Here is an 18,814-nt window from a genome sequence, read left to right as displayed (position 1 = left end):
TGAGGGACTGGGGAAACGCCCCGGCCCTGCAACGATCGCGTTACTGCTGAAAACGGTATACATTGCCTAAGTTTAGCAGCTTAGTCAGTTCGTCAAGTGCCTCGCGCCCTTCCAGCAACAGCTGCGGGTCGGCGAGATCGGCCTGCGACAGCCGATCGCGATAGTGTCGATCGACCCAGTCGTTCAGCGTGCGGAACAGCCGATCGTTCATCATCACCGCAGGATTCACCGCCGCCTGCTCTGTTTCATCCAGCACCACCCGCAGACGCAGGCAGGCCGGGCCACCGCCGTTGAACATACTTTCCCGCAGATCGAACACCTTCAGCTCGTCAATCGGGCTTCCGCTGGCGATCAGCTCGTTGAGCCAGCCCCAGACGCCCGCATGGCGACGCGCCTCTTCCGGCAACACCAGCAGCATTTTGCCATCCGGCTTGCTCAGCAGCTGGCTGTTGAACAGATAGGTGGACACCGCATCCGCCACTCTGACGCGATTCTCCGGCACCTCGATCGCGGTGAAGCCAGGCAGTTTCCCGGCCAGCTCGGCCAGAAGCTGCGGCTGATTTAGAAACGCCTGCTGATGACAGAACAGCGCCTGCTGATTACTCACGGCGATCACATCATTATGGAATACGCCCTGGTCGATCACCGCCGGGTTCTGCTGGGCAAATACGGTACGGGTCGGATCGAGCTGATGCAGGCGCGCCACCGCTTCGCTGGCTTCCAGCGTCTGGCGGGCCGGATAGCGCGTTGGCGCCACGCCGCCACGCTCGCTGCGGCCATAGACAAACATCTGCACGCCCGCGGCGCCGTAGCCGCGGCTGAAACGATTGTGGTTTGCCGCACCCTCGTCACCAAACATCGCCACCTGCGGCAGCGCGTCATGTACCGAGAAACGATCGCCATCGCGGAAAATGGCACGCAGCAGATTCGCCGTGGTCGGTGCTTCTATCGCCCGGTGAAACTTGTTATTCAGGTTAGCCACGGAGAGATGCACCCGACCATCGGCGCTGTCCGCCGACGGGGAAACCGTGGCGGCATTCGCCACCCACATCGACGACGCCGAACTGACCGCTGACAGCAGCTGCGGGGCCTGTTTTGCCGCCTGAGCCACCACCTGCGCATCGGTTCCGCTGAAACCGATCTGGCGCAGCGCCTCGACGTTTGGCCGCTCGTGAGGCGGGATAACCCCCTGCGCAAAACCGAGATCGGCCAGCGTCTTCATCTTAACCAGCCCCTGCTTCGCGGCGAGTTTCGGATTAGACTGCTGATGCTGGTTGCGGGTTGAGGCCTCATTACCGAACGACAATCCGGCATAATGATGGGTTAACCCCGGCAACCCATCAAAATTGACTTCACGGGCGCTCATCGCGTCTCTCCTTCAGCACTAAAATCCAGCCCTGGTGATAACGTGGCGGGCAGGCTGAGGTCGGCCGACTCCAGCGTTGCCATCGGCCATGCGCAGTAATCCGCCGCGTACCAGGCACTGGCGCGATGGTTCCCTGAGGCTCCAATGCCGCCAAACGGCGCGGTACTGGCGGCACCGGTCAGCGGTTTATTCCAGTTCACAATCCCGGCGCGCGCCTCAATCAGCAGGTGCTCGAACTTCTCACGCTGCGGCGAAATCAGCCCGCAGGCCAGGCCATAGCGGGTCTGGTTGGCGAGGCGAATTGCCGTGTCAAAATCGTCGTAGCGGATCACCGCCAGCAGCGGGCCAAAGACCTCTTCATCCGGCAGATTTTGCAGCCCGGTCACATCAATAATCCCCGGGGTCAGGATCGCGCTGTCGCGCTGCGGCCACTGCATCGGCAGCAGCACCCGGCCACCGGCATCCACCCGCGCCTGCCACTCGGCAAAAATCCGCTCCGCTGCCTGCAGCGAGATCACGCTGCCCATAAACGGCTGCGGCTCATCATTCCAGCCACCGGTGAGAATGCGCGAAGCCACCTCCACCAGACGCGCCAGGAAAGCATCCCCGGCGGCCCCGCTTTTCACCAGCAGCCGACGGGCGCAGGTACAGCGCTGCCCGGCACTGATAAATGCAGACTGCACGGCGATGTGAACGGCAGCGTCTATATCGTCAGGATCTTCGACGATCAGCGGGTTATTGCCGCCCATTTCCAGCGCCAGCATTTTTTCCGGTTTACCCGCCAGCTGACGATGCAGCTGATAGCCTGTTGCCGCACTGCCGGTGAACAGCACGCCGTCGATTTGGGTATCCTGCACCAGCGCCTGGCCGGTATCGCGGCCGCCCTGCACAAGGTTAATCACCCCACCGGGCAGTCCGGCGTTGATCCACAGTTTGAGGGTCAGCTCAGCGGTCAGCGGCGTCAGCTCGCTCGGCTTAAAGACTACGGTATTCCCGGCCAGCAGCGCGGGAACGATGTGCCCGTTAGGCAAATGCCCGGGGAAGTTATACGGACCGAAGACCGCCATCACGCCATGCGGACGATGGCGCAGGGAGCTTTCGCCTTCCGCGTGCTCGCTGGTGCGGGCATGATAAGCCCGCAGCGAAATCGCCACTTTATTGATCATGGCCTGCACTTCGGTCACGGTTTCCCAGCGCGGCTTGCCGGTTTCGCGGGAGATCGTCTCGCTCAGCTCGGCCTTACTTTTTTCCAGCTGCTGGGCAAATTTCTCAACAATCGCCTGGCGCTCGGCAAACGGACGACGTGCCCAGGTGGAAAATGCAGCCCGGGCCGCCTCGCAGGCGCCTGAGACCTGCGCGGGAGTGGCGGATTTCCCCTGCCACAGCAGTTCACCCTTTACCGGGTCCAGTTTGGCGATGTTCTCACCGCCGCCGGTCAGCCACTGACCATTAATACAGTGCGTCATGCTGGTTTCTCCTCACGACAAAGTGTGACTACCCGCAGGTTATCCCCTGCCTGGCAATGTAAAATTTCAGCCTGTGCGGCGGTCACGGCAATCGTGCCGCTCTGCATATCGGCCGGCAGCAGCATCACGCGGAAGTGCTGATAGTGCTGGTTCGCCACCAGGCACAGCGGCAGCGTTTCATCCGGCTGCTCGCTCAGTTCAAGCACCAGCTCACGGCTTTTACGGATCGCGCGAACCCGGTCGATGTCGCACTCCAGGGTCGGGCCGCCGTCGAAAATGTCGACATAGTTCTGGAAGCGGAAGCCCTCGGCCTCCAGCACCGCCCGCGCCGGAGCCGTTTGCGGATGAACCTGGCCTATCACCCCGCGGGCTTCCGGCGACAGGTAATCAATGTATAAAGGGTGTTTAGGCATCAGCTCGGCAATAAACGCCTTTTGCCCGGTGCCGCTCAGATAGTCGGCATCGCTGAATGACATCGAGAAAAAGCGGCTGCCGACGCTGTCCCAGAAAGGCGAGTGGCCGTTTTCATCACTGACGCCGCGCATCTCCGCCACCACCTTTTGCATAAAGCGATCGCGAAACGCCGCCATAAACAAGAAGCGCGATTTTGACAGCAGGTAACCGTTCTTTCCGTTACGGTAATCCGGATCGAGAAACAGCGTGCACAGCTCGCTGCTGCCGGTGTGGTCGTTGCTTAACGACAGCGTGGGCAGCATGTTGTAAACATTCAACTCTTTCGAAGCGTGCACCTGAGTGCCGACGCGAAAGTTATACCAGGGATCCTGTAAACCGACCGCCACTTCGATGGCGCAGATCCCCACGGCTTTACCGGTATCTCCGTCTGCCAGCACAAAAACGTATCCCTGTTCAGCCCGGGGCAGTTTTCCCTGCCAGGTCATCAATGAACGTTCGATACGCGCTGACAGCGTATCGCTGTCAACGGGCAGAGAGGTCAGTCCCCCGCCGGTTTTACCGGCGAGGTACATCAGCTGAGCCAGATCGTCTCGTTCAACGGGACGAATAAACATCATACGGCGGCTCCCTGAGTGACGGCCAGGCAGGCGCGTTCGAAGCGTGCCAGCCCCTCCGTGACTTCCTCTTTAGTGATGATTAACGACGGTGCGAAGCGCACAACGTTAGCCCCGGCGATCAGCACCATCAGCCCTTCGCGGGCGGCCGCCTGATTAATCAGTTTGGCTTTGCCGCTGTAATCCTGATTCAGCACGCAGCCGATCAGCAGGCCCAGCCCGCGGATTTCGCTGAACAGCTGCAGGCGCTGGTTAATTTCATTCAGGCCATCCACAAACCAGCGGTGGCGCTCCGCCACGCCCGCCAGAATTTCCGGGCGGTTGATCAGCTCCATCACCTTGCCGCCGACCGCACCGGCCAGCGGGTTGCCGCCGTAGGTGGTGCCGTGGCTGCCAATATTCAGATGCGCAGCAAGGCTTTCGGTGGTCAGCATCGCGCCAATCGGGAAACCGCCGCCCAGCGCTTTCGCCGTCGTCAGCACGTCAGGCGTGACGCCGTAATGCATGTAGGCATACAGCGAACCGGTCCGGCCCACGCCGCTCTGCACTTCATCGAAAATCAGCAGCGCCTGATGTTTATCACACAGTTCACGCAGCCCGCGCAGGAAGGCCGGCTCAGCGGGAACAACCCCACCTTCGCCCTGAATCGGCTCAACAATTACCGCGCAGGTCTGGTCGTTGATCAGTGCAGCCGCAGAGGCCAGATCGTTATACACAGCGTGCTGAATGCCGCCGGGCAGCGGTGCAAAATCCTTCGAATAGGCAGGCTGCCCACCGGCAGATACGGTAAACAGCGTGCGGCCGTGAAACGCGTTGTTAAACGCCACAATACCGGTTTTCTGCAGATCGCCGCCGTCGTGGGCCACCTTGCGCGCCAGCTTCAGCGCCGCTTCGTTGGCTTCTGCACCGGAGTTACAGAAGAAGGCGCGGTCGGCAAAGGTGGCATCCACCAGCTGTTTTGCCAGGCGCAGGATTGGTTCATTGGTGTAACCATTACCGGTATGCCACAGCAGCGCAGCCTGCTGCTGCAGCGCCTGCTGCAGGTCGGGATGCGCATGGCCCAGCGCATTGACCGCAATACCCCCGGCGAAGTCAATGTAGGACTTCCCTTCCTGGTCCCACAGCGTTGAGCCTTCCGCCCGTACCGGGATAAAGCTGGCAGGTGCGTAAGTTGGTACAATCCATTGATCGAAATTTTCACGGGTGATTGACGGTTGCATAGCGGCCTCGTTTATCGCTTAACCTTTGAATTACCAGGGTGAACTCAAAGTGTATTAAATGTTAATGAAATGATTCATTGCAGCTCTACTGTAAATTGCACAGAGCGTGCCAGCCAGCGAAAAAATGCATAAACCCAATTCAATAACCAAATATCAATAACTTACATCAAGCCATTATTCACTTAAAATGCATAAAAAGTGAATATCAATGTATATCCCCGGCTTCGCCGCACAAAAAAAAGAGGAATTATGCATTGGTAAAATAAAATATCGTTTATGTGATCGCCGATAGAATTTGGTCGTAAAAAGAGGAGGTTAACGCACCATAATGCGGCAGGACCGCACCAGAACCGTGCAGCAGGTGCGGTCAGCGCGGCTGGATGGATGGCAGCAATTTATTAACACCCGACGCGATCGTTTCGCGGTGTATTATTTAATTAAACTTATTAAAAACCGGTGAAGAACCGATATTACATATGGACATTTTGTATTAATGGAAAAGCATTACAGTAAATAGCATTAATCCTTTTCGAATAAAAATACAGGGCATAAAACCTGACAGAACTGCTCAATAATTACCCATAATGCGATATTTAAATTTCTTTTGTCATAAAAATGACATATTAATTTTTTCATATTAAACAATAAATTGAACAGGATAATTATTTATTATCCTTATTTTTAGCATAGCTAATGCACATTCTAAATTTAGAAATCACTCATGATTACCCCTGCTATACTCTCATTGTAATATTTTGTTACATATATTCAATTTTCATGAAACATATTTTTATGTCACCTTCTCAACCGCACTAAATGCAAAGAAAATATAATTTTAAAACAGGGTTACTCATGATGAAGCGTTCTTTACTGGCATTACTGATACCGGCTCTTCTGGCCAGCGGCGTGCAGGCTGCAGAGATTTATAACAAAGACGGCAACAAGGTGGATCTGAACGGTAAGATCAACGTCGGCCACCTCTTCTCGGACGACGCGGGCAACGATGGCGATGTGTCCTACGCCCGTTTTGGCTTTAAGGGTGAAACGCAGATTGCGCAGGATCTGACCGGCTACGCCCAGTGGCAGTACAACTTCCAGCTGAACAAAACCGAAGGTACGGATGCCCTGAGCGGCGATAAAACCCGCCTGGGCTTTGCCGGCCTGAAGTTCGGTAAGTGGGGTTCATTCGACTACGGCCGTAACTATGGCCTGGTGTATGACGCACTGGCATGGACCGATATGCTGCCGAAATTCGGCGGCGACTCCGGCTACGCCGACGGTTTCCTCTCCTCCCGTTCCACCGGCGTGGCAACCTGGCGTAACAGCAACTTCTTCGGGCTGGTTGACGGGCTGAATGTGGCACTGCAGTACGAAGGGAAAAACGAACGTACCGGTGCTGATGCCGTGCGTCGCAGCAACGGCGACGGCTACGCAACATCCGTCAGCTACAGCGCCGACTGGGGTCTGGGCGTGGTGGGAACCTATGCCAATATTGGCCGTACTCAGGCACAGAATAACGCAGCGCGGGGAGAAGGCGATCGCGCCGAGTCCTGGGCGACGGCGGTGAAGTACGATGCCAACCAGATTTATCTGGCAGCCATGTACGGCAACACCCACAACGCTACGCCGATCGGCGGCGGCTTTGCTAACAAAGCGGTGAATTTTGAAGCGGTCGCGCAGTACCAGTTCCTCAACGGCTTCCGCCCGTCGCTGGCCTACGTGTCATCACGCGGTAAGGACATTGAAAACATCGGTAATGCGGATATCGTGAAGTACGTTTCTTTCGGCGCGAACTACTACTTCAACAAAAACTTCCTGGCGTATGCCGAATACAAAGTTAACCTGCTGAGTGACAGCAACCCGCTGGGGCTGGCGAATGACGACGTCACCGGCGTGGGTCTGAACTACCAGTTCTGATACGGGCACGCGGGGCGGCCGCTGGAGGCCGCCCCTGCCAGTCGGTCAGGTTAAACGATAGTGCCTGTCTGGCTGAGGCGTATCCGGCAGTTCCTGCTCCAGATTCATTTCCCTCAGGTTGATCTCAATATTGGTGCACATGGCATCCAGCGGCAGATGGTTTTTGGCCAGGCCAAACGGCATCTCCAGCTCTTCCGCCAGCGTATCCAGCGACAGGAAGGTGTAGGCGATAAATACCGACACCAGCGGCGTCATATAGTGCAGATCCGGTACCAGCGCGAAGGGCAGCAGCGTACAGAACAGATATACCGTGCGGTGCAGCAGCAGGCCGTAGGCAAAGGGAATCGGCATACTCGCCAGCCGCTCACATCCCCCCAGAACCTGCGACAGCTGATTGATGCTGGCATCCATATGGGCATACAAAATGTCAGAAAGATTGCCGTTGCGGCGCTGGATCGCCAGCCAGTTGGAGAGCTGTAGTTCAATAAAGTTGGTCGGAGAACGGCGGGCCAGGATCTCATCGGCCTCATCCCCCAGATAGCGGCGCAGATCCTCGTGGGCATCGGTTCGGCGCAGCTGATGCTTGAGGCTGTAGCAGAACGCCAGCAGCAGCGACATCACGCGCGGCGCCTCAGCCGGGGAGATTGCCAGCGCCAGCCGCTGCAGCGTGCGACAGGCAATCAGCAGGTTTCCCCAGAACATCCGCGCCTCAATAAAGCGGCCAAAGCAGACGCTGTTGCGGAAACCCAGGAAAACCGCAATCGACACCCCGAGCAAACTAAAAGGGGCGAGGGTCAGTTTAATCCCCAGCGTTTCATACCAGTCAAGACACAAAATCGCGATCACTGACATCATTAAGTTGAGTGTCAGGCGAAACCAAATCCCGGGTAGCACAGAGCCGTGCCAGGCGAAAAGGCGAACAAACCAGTGACGATGCGGACGGATGATCATGATGTGCAGGTGAGTAGAATTTTTCGCAGATTGTGCAGAAAAACCCTGAGGTTGGAAAGGAGTATTTTGTGACTTTAATCACATATATTTTCGGGCGCTATCTTGACAACTTTTTGCATTTCAGCGGTGTCAGTTTTCGTGCCGTCAGGGGGTAAGAAAATCGTAATTTTCCGCCCGCGGATCCTGCATTGCCACCGGCTGAGACAGTTTCAGCGTGATCCAGTTAGACGTGACGCGCTGCTGCTTGCTGTCTTCCAGCGTTACCGACAAACGATATTCATTGCTGGCTTCCGCCGAGCTGTCCCAGGCCGGAATAATAATACTCCATCCCTCGGGATCGCTGCTGTTAGCGGGCGGCGTCAGGCTCAGAGCCTGGGTATCCCCCTGCCAGCTGACCGCCTTAATCGGATTACTGTGGCGGATTTGCAGTTTCAGCGGCAGCGTTTCACCCGGCTGCACCTGCCACGGCGGCGTGGCAAGGAATACCGACAGGGTTTTCCGCTGGCGGAAAGCCATCACCGGAGAGTTATTGCGGTTCACCGCATCATAACGGCTGCCGCTCAGCGACTGCGCGGCATCGACGTTGCTGGCGGAAAGCTGCTTGCTGAGCGCCACGCCGAGGCGATAGTTCATCTTGAGGGCAAACTGATCCTGGGATTCGCCGCTGTCGCCTTCTTTGTGATTAGCGCTGAAGGTGAACAGCGGGACGGGCGTGTAATTAATCCCCAGCGTGACCGCCGTGGGGTTATCCATCATATTTCCGCTGTGGAACAGGTCGATATTGCGTCCCAGATACTGTTCATAGCTGAGAGAAACGCCCAGCTGGCGATAGAACGGCAGATAGCCGCGGGTGGTAATATCATAGCCGCGCGCCATGCGCATCTGGCTGCTGTTGCCGCGGTTGCGCCAGCCGCTGAGGGGATGGTAGTAGTTGGCGGAGAAGCGCAGATACTCACCCCATGCTTCCGTGCCTAACGATCCGCGCTGCTGGTTCTCGGTCAGTAAATCATCCACGAAAGCGTTGTAGCCCAGCCGCCAGTCACCGGCTATCCAGCGCTGGCCCAGCCCGGCATTGCCCACCGCGCCGTATTCGGTTTGCTCCAGGCCTAGCTGGCTGAAGGTCAGATACTGATAGTTATCCTGCCAGGGGGTAATCAGCTGCGCCGAGGTGCCGTTAAAGTTGCCGTCATCATCCACGGCGAGCGTAACGCTGGCACGCCCGTAGGGTGAAAGAAGATGCTCCCCTTCCCTCGCAGCGCGTTCCGCCGCCAGATCGCGGAAGCGGTTGAACGCCCACAGTTCGGCCTGTTCGCGCAGCGGTTTATCGCTGTCGCTGGCCATGCTGGCCTCCCCGATGCTTTTTGCCGCTTCGGCGATACGTTTTTCCAGTAAATCATCGGAGGCACCGTTATTTAACGCGGGCAGCTGCTGCACCATATTGCTGAAGCGGGCGGGATCGTCAAAGGGGGCTTCGGCAACCTGATTTTTTTCGTCAAAGGCCCACGCGAGATCGACAGGCAGGCCGGAGAGCGTAGCCAGCAGGGGAAGGAAAACAGGATAACGGCGGATAAATCGATTCATAGGCATTTAAAATATCAAAAGCAACGGTTTTCTAGCGAATTATATGTGTGGTGCCTCACAAAATTGGCGAGTTATAACCTTAACACAGATTCGGCAGGACGGTAAAAATCCGGGCGGGAGGTACTCGAGACTTTGGCAAAGCTCTGCTTTTGAAAGATGCTGGAAACACCTGAGGTGAATGGTGTCTGTTTGGCGGCATCGCTGGTGGACAGGTGTCAGGGGAACAGCCGCTGCGGTAGCCGGGCGGTCCTCGCGCCGCGCGTTGCACGGTGCCCTCGATTTCAGCATCCGCCCCGTCGGACCGGCTGCGACGCGTCGTCCCTGACACGACGCAGCCTTACGCCAACGTCCTGTTGACGTATCCTGGTCTGATGCTTTCATCTCAACGCTGCGGATTACCCGACTTCCGCAGCGGCTGTTCCCCCTTTAAGCATCTTGCTGGCTATCTCATCCATGCCAAAAGCTAAAGTGACTGAACGGGCTGACAGTTTTCCATTCTCAGATAATACTGAAAAAAACCAGGCAGGCTGGCCGCTCCTCCGCCCGGGCCATCCGCAGCGCTGAACGGCGCGAAGAAGCCAGGATTCCCCCGCAGGACGCGGGGGAAAGGCACGGTCGGGCCAGGGAAGGCCCGTCTGTGTCGGTCCGACCGGCTGATGAACGACGTGAAGGCACGGCGTGAAACGCCGCGCGAGGACCGGCCCGGGCGGAGGAGCGGCCAGCCAGCGCTAGCGCTGAACCTCCAGAAAGACTGATATGACACACTCCGGCAATCAACCGTCGTCAAGCTACAAATAAACGCAAGAAAACATTCTGAATTTCAAACATCAATCAGCATCACTTTAATACGGAGAACGCCAATGACAAAAACGCTACTCGCCGCCTCACTCCTCCTGGCCAGCCTCGGCGCCGGCGCCCAGGAGGTATTCACCCTTACCTCGCCCGACTTTACCGATAACGCCCTGCTGGACAAAAAGTTCGCCGGCGCCACGCCGGGTAACGCCAGCTGCACCGGGGAAAACGTCTCCCCGGCACTCGGCTGGAACCACGCCCCGGCCGGGACAAAAAGCTTTGCCCTGATGGTCTTTGACCCGGAAGGCGCGAAAGGGCTCGGCGTCTCTCACCTCGTGGCCTACAACATCCCGGCCAGCCGCACGCAGTTCGCTCAGGGCGATCTGACCCACGGTAACGGATTCACCGGCGGGAAAAACAGCCCGGGAACCGCACGCTACCACGGCCCGTGCCCGCCGGCCGGCAGCGGCGCGCATCATTATGTCTTCACCCTTATTGCCAGCGACCTGGCGGCAGACGCACTCCCCGCCGGGCTGACCCGTGACCAGTTGCTTAACGCGCTGAAAGGCCACGCGCTGGCCGGTGCCGGGATTATCGGCCGCTACGGTAACGATTAACCCCTCTGCCAGAAACGTTCATCCCGTCCGGTGAGGCCGTCTGCATCACCGGACGCGGCCTTAACCGCCTGTTTTCCCGCCAACTATCCATCAGATAAGGAAAATTAGCGTTTTTAGCGCTAATCAAATTGCCGTTAACACTCCTTTCAGGCAAAATCTGGCAAATCAGGCGACTGCTAGCATGTTCAACCAGCGCCTGCAATGGATTCTATTCCCAAAAACGTCCGGTAAATGCCTAAAGCAATTATCCTGATGTTAAACCGGGCAATTTCCTCCTCTCAACCGAAAAGACGCCAGTGCGCCCGGGTTGGGGTGGAGAGTGGCTGACGCGGCGTCGTCGCGTTCGCAAGTCAGATATTCTGAGCAGCTTCACGGGGATCAAAGTGAAAATTAGCAGCGCGTTAATCTTGCTGGCCGTGTTTTCCCTCGCAGGATGCAAAACGGCTCCATCACAGCCGGATGACGACACCCTGGTGACCAGCGAGGTCAACGGCGTAAAGCTGGTGCACCGCTATGCGGTTCAGGCTCCGACCTCCTTTACGCCCGTCAACCAGCAATATCGCGCGCTTTATAAAGCGTCAGTGATGACCCGCCCGGATTACAGCGGCAAGATTGTGCGCTATCTGGAAGCCGGTAAACCTTTCACCGTGCTCGGTGAGGCCGATCGCTGGCTGGCGATTGCCGGGGACGATACGCAACAGCTGCTGGGCTACGTGCCGCTCAAAGCGGGCGTAAAAAGCGAGCTGTATGACGCCACACTGCGCAACGATCGCCCTCGCCCGCGCAAGGCGCGGAAAAAAGAGTGCGTTGACGTTGGTGGGCAAAACAAAGCCTGTCGCAACGGCGAGACGGCAACCTGGATCCTGCAGTAACCCGCGCCCGGTTCGGCAGCCAGACTGTCGGTGAATGGATAAAAATAATTTGTGCAGCTGCGGACCCTTTTTCCGGCTGCAGAACACAGCTGAGATCCCCGAATCCTGATGATGCCAGAACTTTCTCCGGTAAAAGAGAACTACGCGGCCCTGGATAATCCGCTGCTGGCAGCCGCATTTCCCCTGCTGAACGCCGTGGTGCAGATCCGTCAGGCCGTCAGCCATGACGATCCTGCCGGTTTGCGCCAGCAGCTGGTTGACGAGATACGGCTGTTTGAAAACCACTGCCGCCGGGTGGAAATACCGTTTGAAACGATCATCGGCGCGCGTTACTGCCTCTGCACGGTGCTGGATGAGTCCGCCGCGCAGACCCCATGGGGCAACCGCGGCGTGTGGTCGGGCAACGGGCTGCTGGTCACGTTTCATAATGAAGCCTGGGGCGGCGATAAATTCTTCCAGCTGCTTTCCCGACTGTCGCAAAATCCCGACCAGCATCTGTGGCTGTTAGAAATCATCAACTACTGTCTGCTGCTGGGCTACGAAGGTCGCTATCGCACGATGGAGAACGGGCGCGGCCAGCGCGATGCGATTCGCGATCGTCTGGCGGTGCTTATCGCTAACGTCCGCGACACGCCCCAGCACAATCGTTTGTCCCCCCCGGCAGACCTGCCGCAGGAGAGCGCCCCCTGGCGCGCGCCGGTTCCGCTGTGGGCCTGCGTCTCTATCGCCGCATTTGCTGCCTGCCTGGTGTTTTCCAGTCTGAACTGGCGGCTGAGTAACGCCACCTCCACCCTGCTGCAGCAGATCTGGCAAACGCCGCTACCGGAAACCATACCCGGGCAGCGAGGCCCGGCCCCGCAGGCGTTAACCGATCTTCGACTGCGGCTCAGCGATCTGATCACCGGCCATCAGCTGGACGTGGTGGATACCAGCAGCGGCAGCCGGGTTATCCTGCCGGTGGACGGGCTGTTTAATGCTTCCGGCACGGTGCTTTCGCCTCAGGGCCGGGCGCTGATCGCCAGGGTAGCCACGGCGCTGGAAGCCGTTCACGGTACGCTGCTGGTCAGCGTTTTCAGCGATGACCGACCGCGCCGCGAAGAGCGTTTCCCCTCCAGCTATGAATATTCACAGGCGCAGGCCTCCGCCATCGCCAGCCTGATGCAGCAGCTGATTGCTCAGCCCGGCGTGTCGATCCGCACTCAGGGTCGCGGCGACAGCGGCGCGCTGATGCCCAATGACAGCGCCCAGAATCGGGCACAGAACCGGCGCGTCGAGATTACACTGTTCGCCGCGCCTGAAAACGATGACAGCAGCAACAGCACCGGAAAATCATGATGTTGAAAAACCTTTTCGCCCTGCTTACCTGCCGCCCTGTCTGGGGCCTGCTCGGCGTCAGCGCCCTGTGCGCACTGATCTGGATGCTTGGCCCGCTGCTGGCCCTCAGCCAGTTTCAGCTGCTTGACAGCGATCTGAATCGTCAGCTGCTGATCGTCGGTTGCTACCTGCTGTGGGGGCTGTTTATGCTGCTGCCGCAGCTTTACCGCGCCTGGTTTAACCGCCGGATGCTGGCGCGGCTGCAGCTGAACAGCAGCGAACAAAATGACCTGCAGGCCACCAGTGAAATGCTGGATATGCGCTTTCACGACGCCACGCAGCTGCTTAAAAAAATCCAGTTTCCGCAGAGTTCCCCATCCCGCCGCAGCCGCTGGTTCCGCATTTTTAATGCGCGCTACCTCTATCAGCTGCCGTGGTATCTGATCGTGGGTGCACCCGGCGCGGGTAAAACCACCGCGCTGCTTAACTCGGGGCTGGAGTTTGCCCTGCCCGATAGCCTGAACAAAGGCGCGCTGCGCGGCGTGGGCGGCACGCGCCACTGCGACTGGTGGTTTACCCGTCAGGCGGTGCTGCTGGATACCGCAGGCCGGTATACGCTGCAGGAAAGCCAGCGCACCCGCGACGCCAGCGAATGGCAGACGTTTATCGCGCTGCTTAAACGCTATCGCCCGCGCCAGCCCATTAACGGCGTGATCGTCACGCTCAGCGTGGCCGACCTGCTCAGCGATCCGCCGGATGTTCGTCTTGCCCAGGCCAACGCCCTGCGCAACCGGCTGGCGGAGCTTCACCAGCAAACGGGCATTCATTTTCCGGTTTACGTGATGGTGACCAAAAGCGACCTGCTGAAAGGTTTTATGAGCTATTTCGCCCAGTGCGACAAAAGCCGACGGGAGCAAATTTTCGGTTTCACCTTCCCGCTGCAGGCCGACCGCGCCGTGGATAACCCGCTGCTGCCGCAGTTTGAGCAGCAGTTCCTTCAGCTCTGTAATCAGCTGATGACCGACCTCGCCTGCAACATGGCGCGGCAGAACGATCTTCAGGAACGTGCCGACTGCTTCCTGTTCCCCCAGGAGTTTGCCTCCCTGCGCCCGCTGCTGGCGGAATACCTGACCACCATCTTCGCGGCGCGTCAGGGGGAGTTACCCTGGTCAGTTCGGGGGCTGTTCTTCACCAGCGGCACGCAGGAAGGCCTGCCGTTTGACCGGGTGATGGGCGAACTGGCGCGCAAGCTGCAGCTACCCCAGCAGCAGGGGCAGTCGATAGCCAGCTGGAACAGCGTCAGCCGCACTGCGCCCATCCCGGCCAACAAGGGCCAAAGCTATTTTATTCACGACCTGCTCAGCAAGGTGGTGTTTCGCGAAAGCGCGCTGGCCGGGAGCGACCGGCGCTGGGAGCAGCGCAACCAGCGCCTGCACCGGATGGGGTATGCCGCTCTGGCGGCGGGTTTAATCGTCTGTTCCGCGCTCTGGTACACCAGCTATGCGAAAAACCAGCGCTACCTGCAGCAGGTTGCCGACAGGCTGCCGGATATTCAACAGCAGGCCCGCACGCTGAGTGAGAGCAACGGGGCCGATATCACCGGGCTGCTGCCGTTTTTGAACAGCCTGGTGGCACTCCCTGAATCGCCCGACTTTACCCTTTCCAGCCCGCCGCTGGCCCTGCGCGGCGGATTGTATCGCGGTGAGCAGGTCTACAACGCCAGCTGGGGTCTTTATCAGAACGCCCTCAAGTCGCTGTTACTGCCGCGCGTGGCGCAGGCGATCACGCTGGCGCTGCAGGAGGATAACGGGGCCAGTGAGGCCTTCACTCACGATGCCCTGCGCGCCTATCAGATGCTGTATCAGCCGCGCATCTACGACGGTCGGTTCCTGCGCAGCTGGGTCATGCAGATTCTGTCGCGCAATCCGCCGCTGGCGGTGACCGACGCGCAGCGCAGGCAGCTGGACTGGCATTTAAGCCAGCTCCTCGACCGGCAGATCCAAAGCTCACCCTATGCCCGCGACGGGGCACTGATCATGAGAAAGCAAAATGGCCCCTTACACTGACCTGGGATGGTATGGCAAACTCCCGACGGCGGGTGACTTTGTGCATCAGCGGATGCCGGAATCCCGGCTGGTCCACTGGTCAAACTGGTTTAAATCCGGCGTGGCGCAGTGGCAGCATCAGCACAATGGCTGTACTGAAGCCTTTGCCCGCGCGCCGATCTGGAATTTTGCGCTGCCCGCCACGCTGGGCCTGCAGCAGGTACAAATCGGCTGCCTGATGCCGTCACGCGATCGGGTTGGCCGCATCTGGCCGCTGATGGCGGTCAAAAACCTCACGGTGGCCCAGTGGCATCCGGTACAGCTGGCGCTGGCCGGAGAATGGTTTAACGCTCTCGGTAGTGCGCTACATCAGGCGGTCAGCCAGCAGAAAAGCGTGGACGAAACCGGGGCGACGATAGCTGCGCTCGCCGCGCTGCCGCGGGCAGACAACCTCGATGCGACCACCCTGATCGGCTATCGCGACTGCCCCACGCTGGCGTGGCAGGACGCGTCGCGGCGCTTCGATCCGCTGCAGTACACCAGCTACTGGTGGACCAATCAGAGCGATGGCTATCCGCTGGTCAGCCACAGGCACAGCGGCAATCTGACCGCGCAGCTGTTCAGCCAGCTGTTTCAACCGACCCTGGCCGAAAAACCGCCTCGCCACGGGCTCTATCCACCGATGTTTGACCAGGCCGACTGATCGCGGCCCGGAGACAGGAGAAGCATGCGACTCACGCTTTTAAACTATCGGGAGCAGGACGACGCCGTAAGCTGCGATTTTACACCGCCGGGCGGCACCATTGGCCGCAGCGCGGATAATAATCTGGTCCTTCCCGATCCCGAACGCACCATCTCCCGCCTGCAGGCGCTGGTTCACGTTGCGCCCGGCGGCGAGTGTCGCCTGACCAGCCAGGGCAGCGTTATCGCGGTTATCCATAACGAGCGCTCGCTGGCCCGCGGAGAACAGGTAACGTTGCAACACGGCGATACGCTGGCGATTGGCGAATACACTATCCGCGTCAGCGATCCCGCCCTGAGCGAAGACGGCCCGGCGCTGGACGATCCGCTGCTGCTGTTCCAGAGTGATAACGATTCGGCAGACGACCCGCTGGGTATTCTTCACCCGGCGACGGCCCTGCCCGACTTCCCGCAGGAAAAAACCAGCGCCGAAGAGCTTGAACAGCGGGCCGCACGCGATGCCGCCGCCCGGCTGGCCATCGGACCGCTGGCCCCGGGCCAGGGTGACGGCGACACGGCGGCGGCAGGAGGCAGCCACGAGCAGCGCCTGCTGAGTGCGCTGCTGGAAGGGATGGGGCTGGACCCCACAGCCGGGCAACCCGCTGCGCTCAGCGAGGAGCAGATGCGCCTGACCGGCCGCATGCTGAGCCTGTTCTCGCAGGGCACGGTGGCGCTGCTCTCCTCCCGCTCGATCCTCAAGCGCGGCGTAAAAGCCGAAATGACACTGATCCTCAATGAGGCCAACAACCCGTTTAAAATTTTACCCAGCGGTAAAACGGTGCTGATGCAGATTTATCAGAGCCAGATGCCGGGTTTTATGCCGCCGGAACAGGCGGTACGCGACGCGCTGGTTGATTTGCAGGCCCATCAGCTAGGGATGACCTCCGGGATCCGCGCCATTATTGCCGCAATGCTGCAATCGTTTAACCCGCAGCGGCTGGAAGAACACGCCCGCGACGACGGCGCACTCCCCCGCCTGGCGCTCAGTGCTTCGCGCAAGGCCGCGCTGTGGGATTACTTTGTACGCCATTATCAGAACACCTCAGGGGACATTGAGGACGATTTCCACTCGCTGTTTGGCGAGGCGTTTCTGCAGGCGTACGAGGTGGAAGTTAACCAGTACAAAGATTCGCAAACCCCTGAGGAGGATCGATGAATATCACCTTTTTCAGCACCTCGCAGATCGGTGCTCGCGTCAGTAATCAGGATGCGACGGGAGCACAGTTAAACGCGCAGTTCGGCACCTTCGTGGTCTGTGACGGCGTGGCGGGCAGCCCCGGCGGCGGCCGTGCCGCTGAGATTGCCCGCGATACGCTGCTGTCGCAGGCGGCCAGCCACGATGCGCTCTCACCTTTGCAGACCGAACAGATGGTTGCCGCCTGCGAGCAGGCGATCCGCGCGGCGCAGCTGGCCGAACCCGCATTAAACAAAATGAGTACCACGTTTGCCGCGCTGTTTATCGATCGCCCCGGCCAGCGCGCCTGGTGGTGCCATGCCGGAGACACGCGCGTCTATCACTTCCGGCGCGGCGTGGTACACGGCATGACCCGCGACCACAGCCTGGTGCAGAAGCTGCGCGATGCCGGCTACGAAAACACCGGCGTTAACAGCCACCTGCTTTACAGTGCGCTGGGGACCGACGGCACCAGGCCGCATGATTACAGCGCCGTGCTGCCGCTGGAAGACGGGGATGTTTTCCTGCTGTGCAGCGATGGTTTCTGGAATAATCTGACCCCCGTTGAGATGGAACAGGCGCTCAGAATGGTAAACTCGCCGCAGGAATGGCTGGCTCTGATGCAGAAAGCTATCGACCGTAGCGAAAAAAAGGATAATCTTAGCGCCGTAGCCGTCTGGTGCGGCTCACCGCAGGACACAACGCTGCTTTTTTCTCTGACGGATTCAGCCCGGTTTTTACCACCGCGCGATTAATTTCAAGGAATGCTATGAAATACTGGTTGCCAGTTGTCCTGAGCCTGATGGCCGTGGCCAGCGCGCGGGCGGAAGATTACCGTGTTGTCTCCTCCCCCGGCCTCGCGCTGGATGTGTTTATCGATAATGTTGCCAGCAGCGCGCCGCAGTCCTGGTGCGGGGAAACGATCACCCTGCGCATTGTTTCCGCTAAAGCCACCGAATCCGCCGTGCTGGATAAGTTTTTACCGCAGGTCGGTAATTTGTTGCATAACCAGTGCGGCAAACTGCAGGCGCTGCCGTGGCAGATGACCAGCAGCCGGGGGTCGGTGCTGGCCGTCGGCACCGCTCTGAAGACCCGAGGCTGGCAGCCGGTGATTACCGCCGACGCCACCGCGACGGCCACCGCCGATAACGCCGCGCCGCTTGATATCTCCCGCCCGGCGAACAGCGTACCGCTGCACTATTTCGACCTGCCCGGCGGATGCCACTTCCGCACCTGGTGGGACGACCGGGGTTCCTCGCTGTTCATTCCCGACACGAAATCGATGACCTGTACCGCCGATGGCTGGCTGGAAGGCCGCAATGAACTGAGCCTGATGAAGGGCCAGGCGCCCACACTGCCGCTGGCGGTCACCTTCTATCAGGGTTATCCGCTGCGCCAACTGCATCCCGCTTCCGGCGAGCTTGAGGTGGTCACGGTCAATAATCAGCGCATGGTGGTCAGCCGCCCGGACGCCCCGGACAGCTGGCTGGTGCTGCCGTTCACGCCGGAGCTGCACGTCTGGTCATTTGAAGGAACGCTGCTCATTAAGATGGATAAAACCGATGCCAGCAACGCCGCAGAAATAAAGGAACGGGTTGAGAAACTGCGCGAGACATGGTCTGCGGTTATTGACCCCGAAGTGAAAGTGAACGTGCTGCTGGTTGATGCCCTGCATGCCGATCTTGCCGACCCGGCAACAGGTGCCTGGCGCACCGTTAATTAAGTATCTG

General features: G+C 59.1%; 15 protein-coding genes. 9 read left to right on the top strand and 6 right to left on the bottom strand.

The features are described from left to right. Positions 1-40: 40 nt before the first annotated feature. The 4 genes from astB to PGH32_RS05875 are packed head-to-tail and all read right to left on the bottom strand — an operon-like array spanning position 41 to position 5,080. The gene (astB, locus tag PGH32_RS05890; protein ID WP_337893465.1) at positions 41-1,366 is read right to left on the bottom strand and encodes an N-succinylarginine dihydrolase; all 1,326 of its coding nucleotides are present in this window, start codon (positions 1,364-1,366) and stop codon (positions 41-43) included. Then, complete coding sequence (astD, locus tag PGH32_RS05885; RefSeq protein ID WP_337893464.1) at positions 1,363-2,832, bottom strand: succinylglutamate-semialdehyde dehydrogenase; 1,470 nt, start codon at positions 2,830-2,832, stop codon at positions 1,363-1,365. Before astD ends, astB begins: the two co-directional genes overlap by 4 nt. Continuing rightward, positions 2,829-3,863, bottom strand: coding sequence for an arginine N-succinyltransferase (gene astA / locus PGH32_RS05880; RefSeq protein WP_314421956.1), 1,035 nt, complete (start codon positions 3,861-3,863; stop codon positions 2,829-2,831). Before astA ends, astD begins: the two co-directional genes overlap by 4 nt. Beyond that, the gene (locus PGH32_RS05875; protein WP_314421957.1) at positions 3,860-5,080 is read right to left on the bottom strand and encodes an aspartate aminotransferase family protein; all 1,221 of its coding nucleotides are present in this window, start codon (positions 5,078-5,080) and stop codon (positions 3,860-3,862) included. The genes astA and PGH32_RS05875 overlap by 4 nt, the downstream gene beginning before the upstream one ends. A gap of 852 nt (positions 5,081-5,932) precedes the next feature. Here PGH32_RS05875 and PGH32_RS05870 point away from each other — a divergent pair. After that, a complete protein-coding gene (locus tag PGH32_RS05870) occupies positions 5,933-6,997 on the top strand; it encodes a porin (RefSeq protein WP_337893463.1) in 1,065 nt (354 codons plus the stop codon). A gap of 45 nt (positions 6,998-7,042) precedes the next feature. Here PGH32_RS05870 and PGH32_RS05865 read toward each other — a convergent pair whose 3' ends face one another. Both PGH32_RS05865 and PGH32_RS05860 read right to left on the bottom strand, forming a co-directional pair. After that, positions 7,043-7,948 carry a bestrophin family protein gene (locus tag PGH32_RS05865; protein WP_314421959.1) on the bottom strand — a complete coding sequence of 302 codons (906 nt, stop codon included), beginning with the start codon at positions 7,946-7,948 and terminating at the stop codon, positions 7,043-7,045. A 144-nt stretch (positions 7,949-8,092) separates the two neighbouring features. Then, the gene (locus PGH32_RS05860; RefSeq protein WP_337894267.1) at positions 8,093-9,529 is read right to left on the bottom strand and encodes a YchO/YchP family invasin; all 1,437 of its coding nucleotides are present in this window, start codon (positions 9,527-9,529) and stop codon (positions 8,093-8,095) included. An 860-nt stretch (positions 9,530-10,389) separates the two neighbouring features. Between PGH32_RS05860 and PGH32_RS05855 the strand changes: the two genes are divergently transcribed. From PGH32_RS05855 to PGH32_RS05820, 8 genes are all read left to right on the top strand, one after another. Continuing rightward, positions 10,390-10,938 (top strand): YbhB/YbcL family Raf kinase inhibitor-like protein, encoded by a 549-nt coding sequence (locus PGH32_RS05855; RefSeq protein WP_314421960.1) that lies wholly within the window; start codon positions 10,390-10,392, stop codon positions 10,936-10,938. 383 nt (positions 10,939-11,321) lie between these two features. Further along, positions 11,322-11,810, top strand: coding sequence for an SH3 domain-containing protein (locus tag PGH32_RS05850; protein WP_314421961.1), 489 nt, complete (start codon positions 11,322-11,324; stop codon positions 11,808-11,810). 108 nt (positions 11,811-11,918) lie between these two features. Further along, positions 11,919-13,145, top strand: a complete 1,227-nt coding sequence (gene icmH / locus PGH32_RS05845) for a type IVB secretion system protein IcmH/DotU (RefSeq protein ID WP_443112739.1) — start codon at positions 11,919-11,921, stop codon at positions 13,143-13,145. Beyond that, positions 13,145-15,190: a type VI secretion system membrane subunit TssM gene (tssM, locus tag PGH32_RS05840; protein WP_337893462.1), complete on the top strand. Its 2,046-nt coding sequence runs from the start codon at positions 13,145-13,147 to the stop codon at positions 15,188-15,190. The genes icmH and tssM overlap by 1 nt, the downstream gene beginning before the upstream one ends. Further along, complete coding sequence (gene tagF / locus PGH32_RS05835; RefSeq protein WP_337893461.1) at positions 15,174-15,872, top strand: type VI secretion system-associated protein TagF; 699 nt, start codon at positions 15,174-15,176, stop codon at positions 15,870-15,872. The genes tssM and tagF overlap by 17 nt, the downstream gene beginning before the upstream one ends. Before the next feature lie 24 nt (positions 15,873-15,896). After that, positions 15,897-17,066, top strand: coding sequence for a type VI secretion system-associated FHA domain protein TagH (gene tagH, locus PGH32_RS05830; protein ID WP_337893460.1), 1,170 nt, complete (start codon positions 15,897-15,899; stop codon positions 17,064-17,066). Beyond that, positions 17,063-17,839 (top strand): PP2C family protein-serine/threonine phosphatase, encoded by a 777-nt coding sequence (locus tag PGH32_RS05825; RefSeq protein ID WP_314421965.1) that lies wholly within the window; start codon positions 17,063-17,065, stop codon positions 17,837-17,839. Before tagH ends, PGH32_RS05825 begins: the two co-directional genes overlap by 4 nt. Before the next feature lie 14 nt (positions 17,840-17,853). Continuing rightward, positions 17,854-18,807 (top strand): hypothetical protein, encoded by a 954-nt coding sequence (locus PGH32_RS05820; RefSeq protein WP_337893459.1) that lies wholly within the window; start codon positions 17,854-17,856, stop codon positions 18,805-18,807. Positions 18,808-18,814 lie beyond the last annotated feature (7 nt).

It is taken from the genome of Erwinia sp. SLM-02 (assembly GCF_037450285.1).
Lineage (GTDB): Bacteria > Pseudomonadota > Gammaproteobacteria > Enterobacterales > Enterobacteriaceae > Erwinia.
The sequence above is the reverse complement of the archived record's forward strand: the minus strand, read 5'-3'. Positions and strand labels throughout refer to the sequence as shown.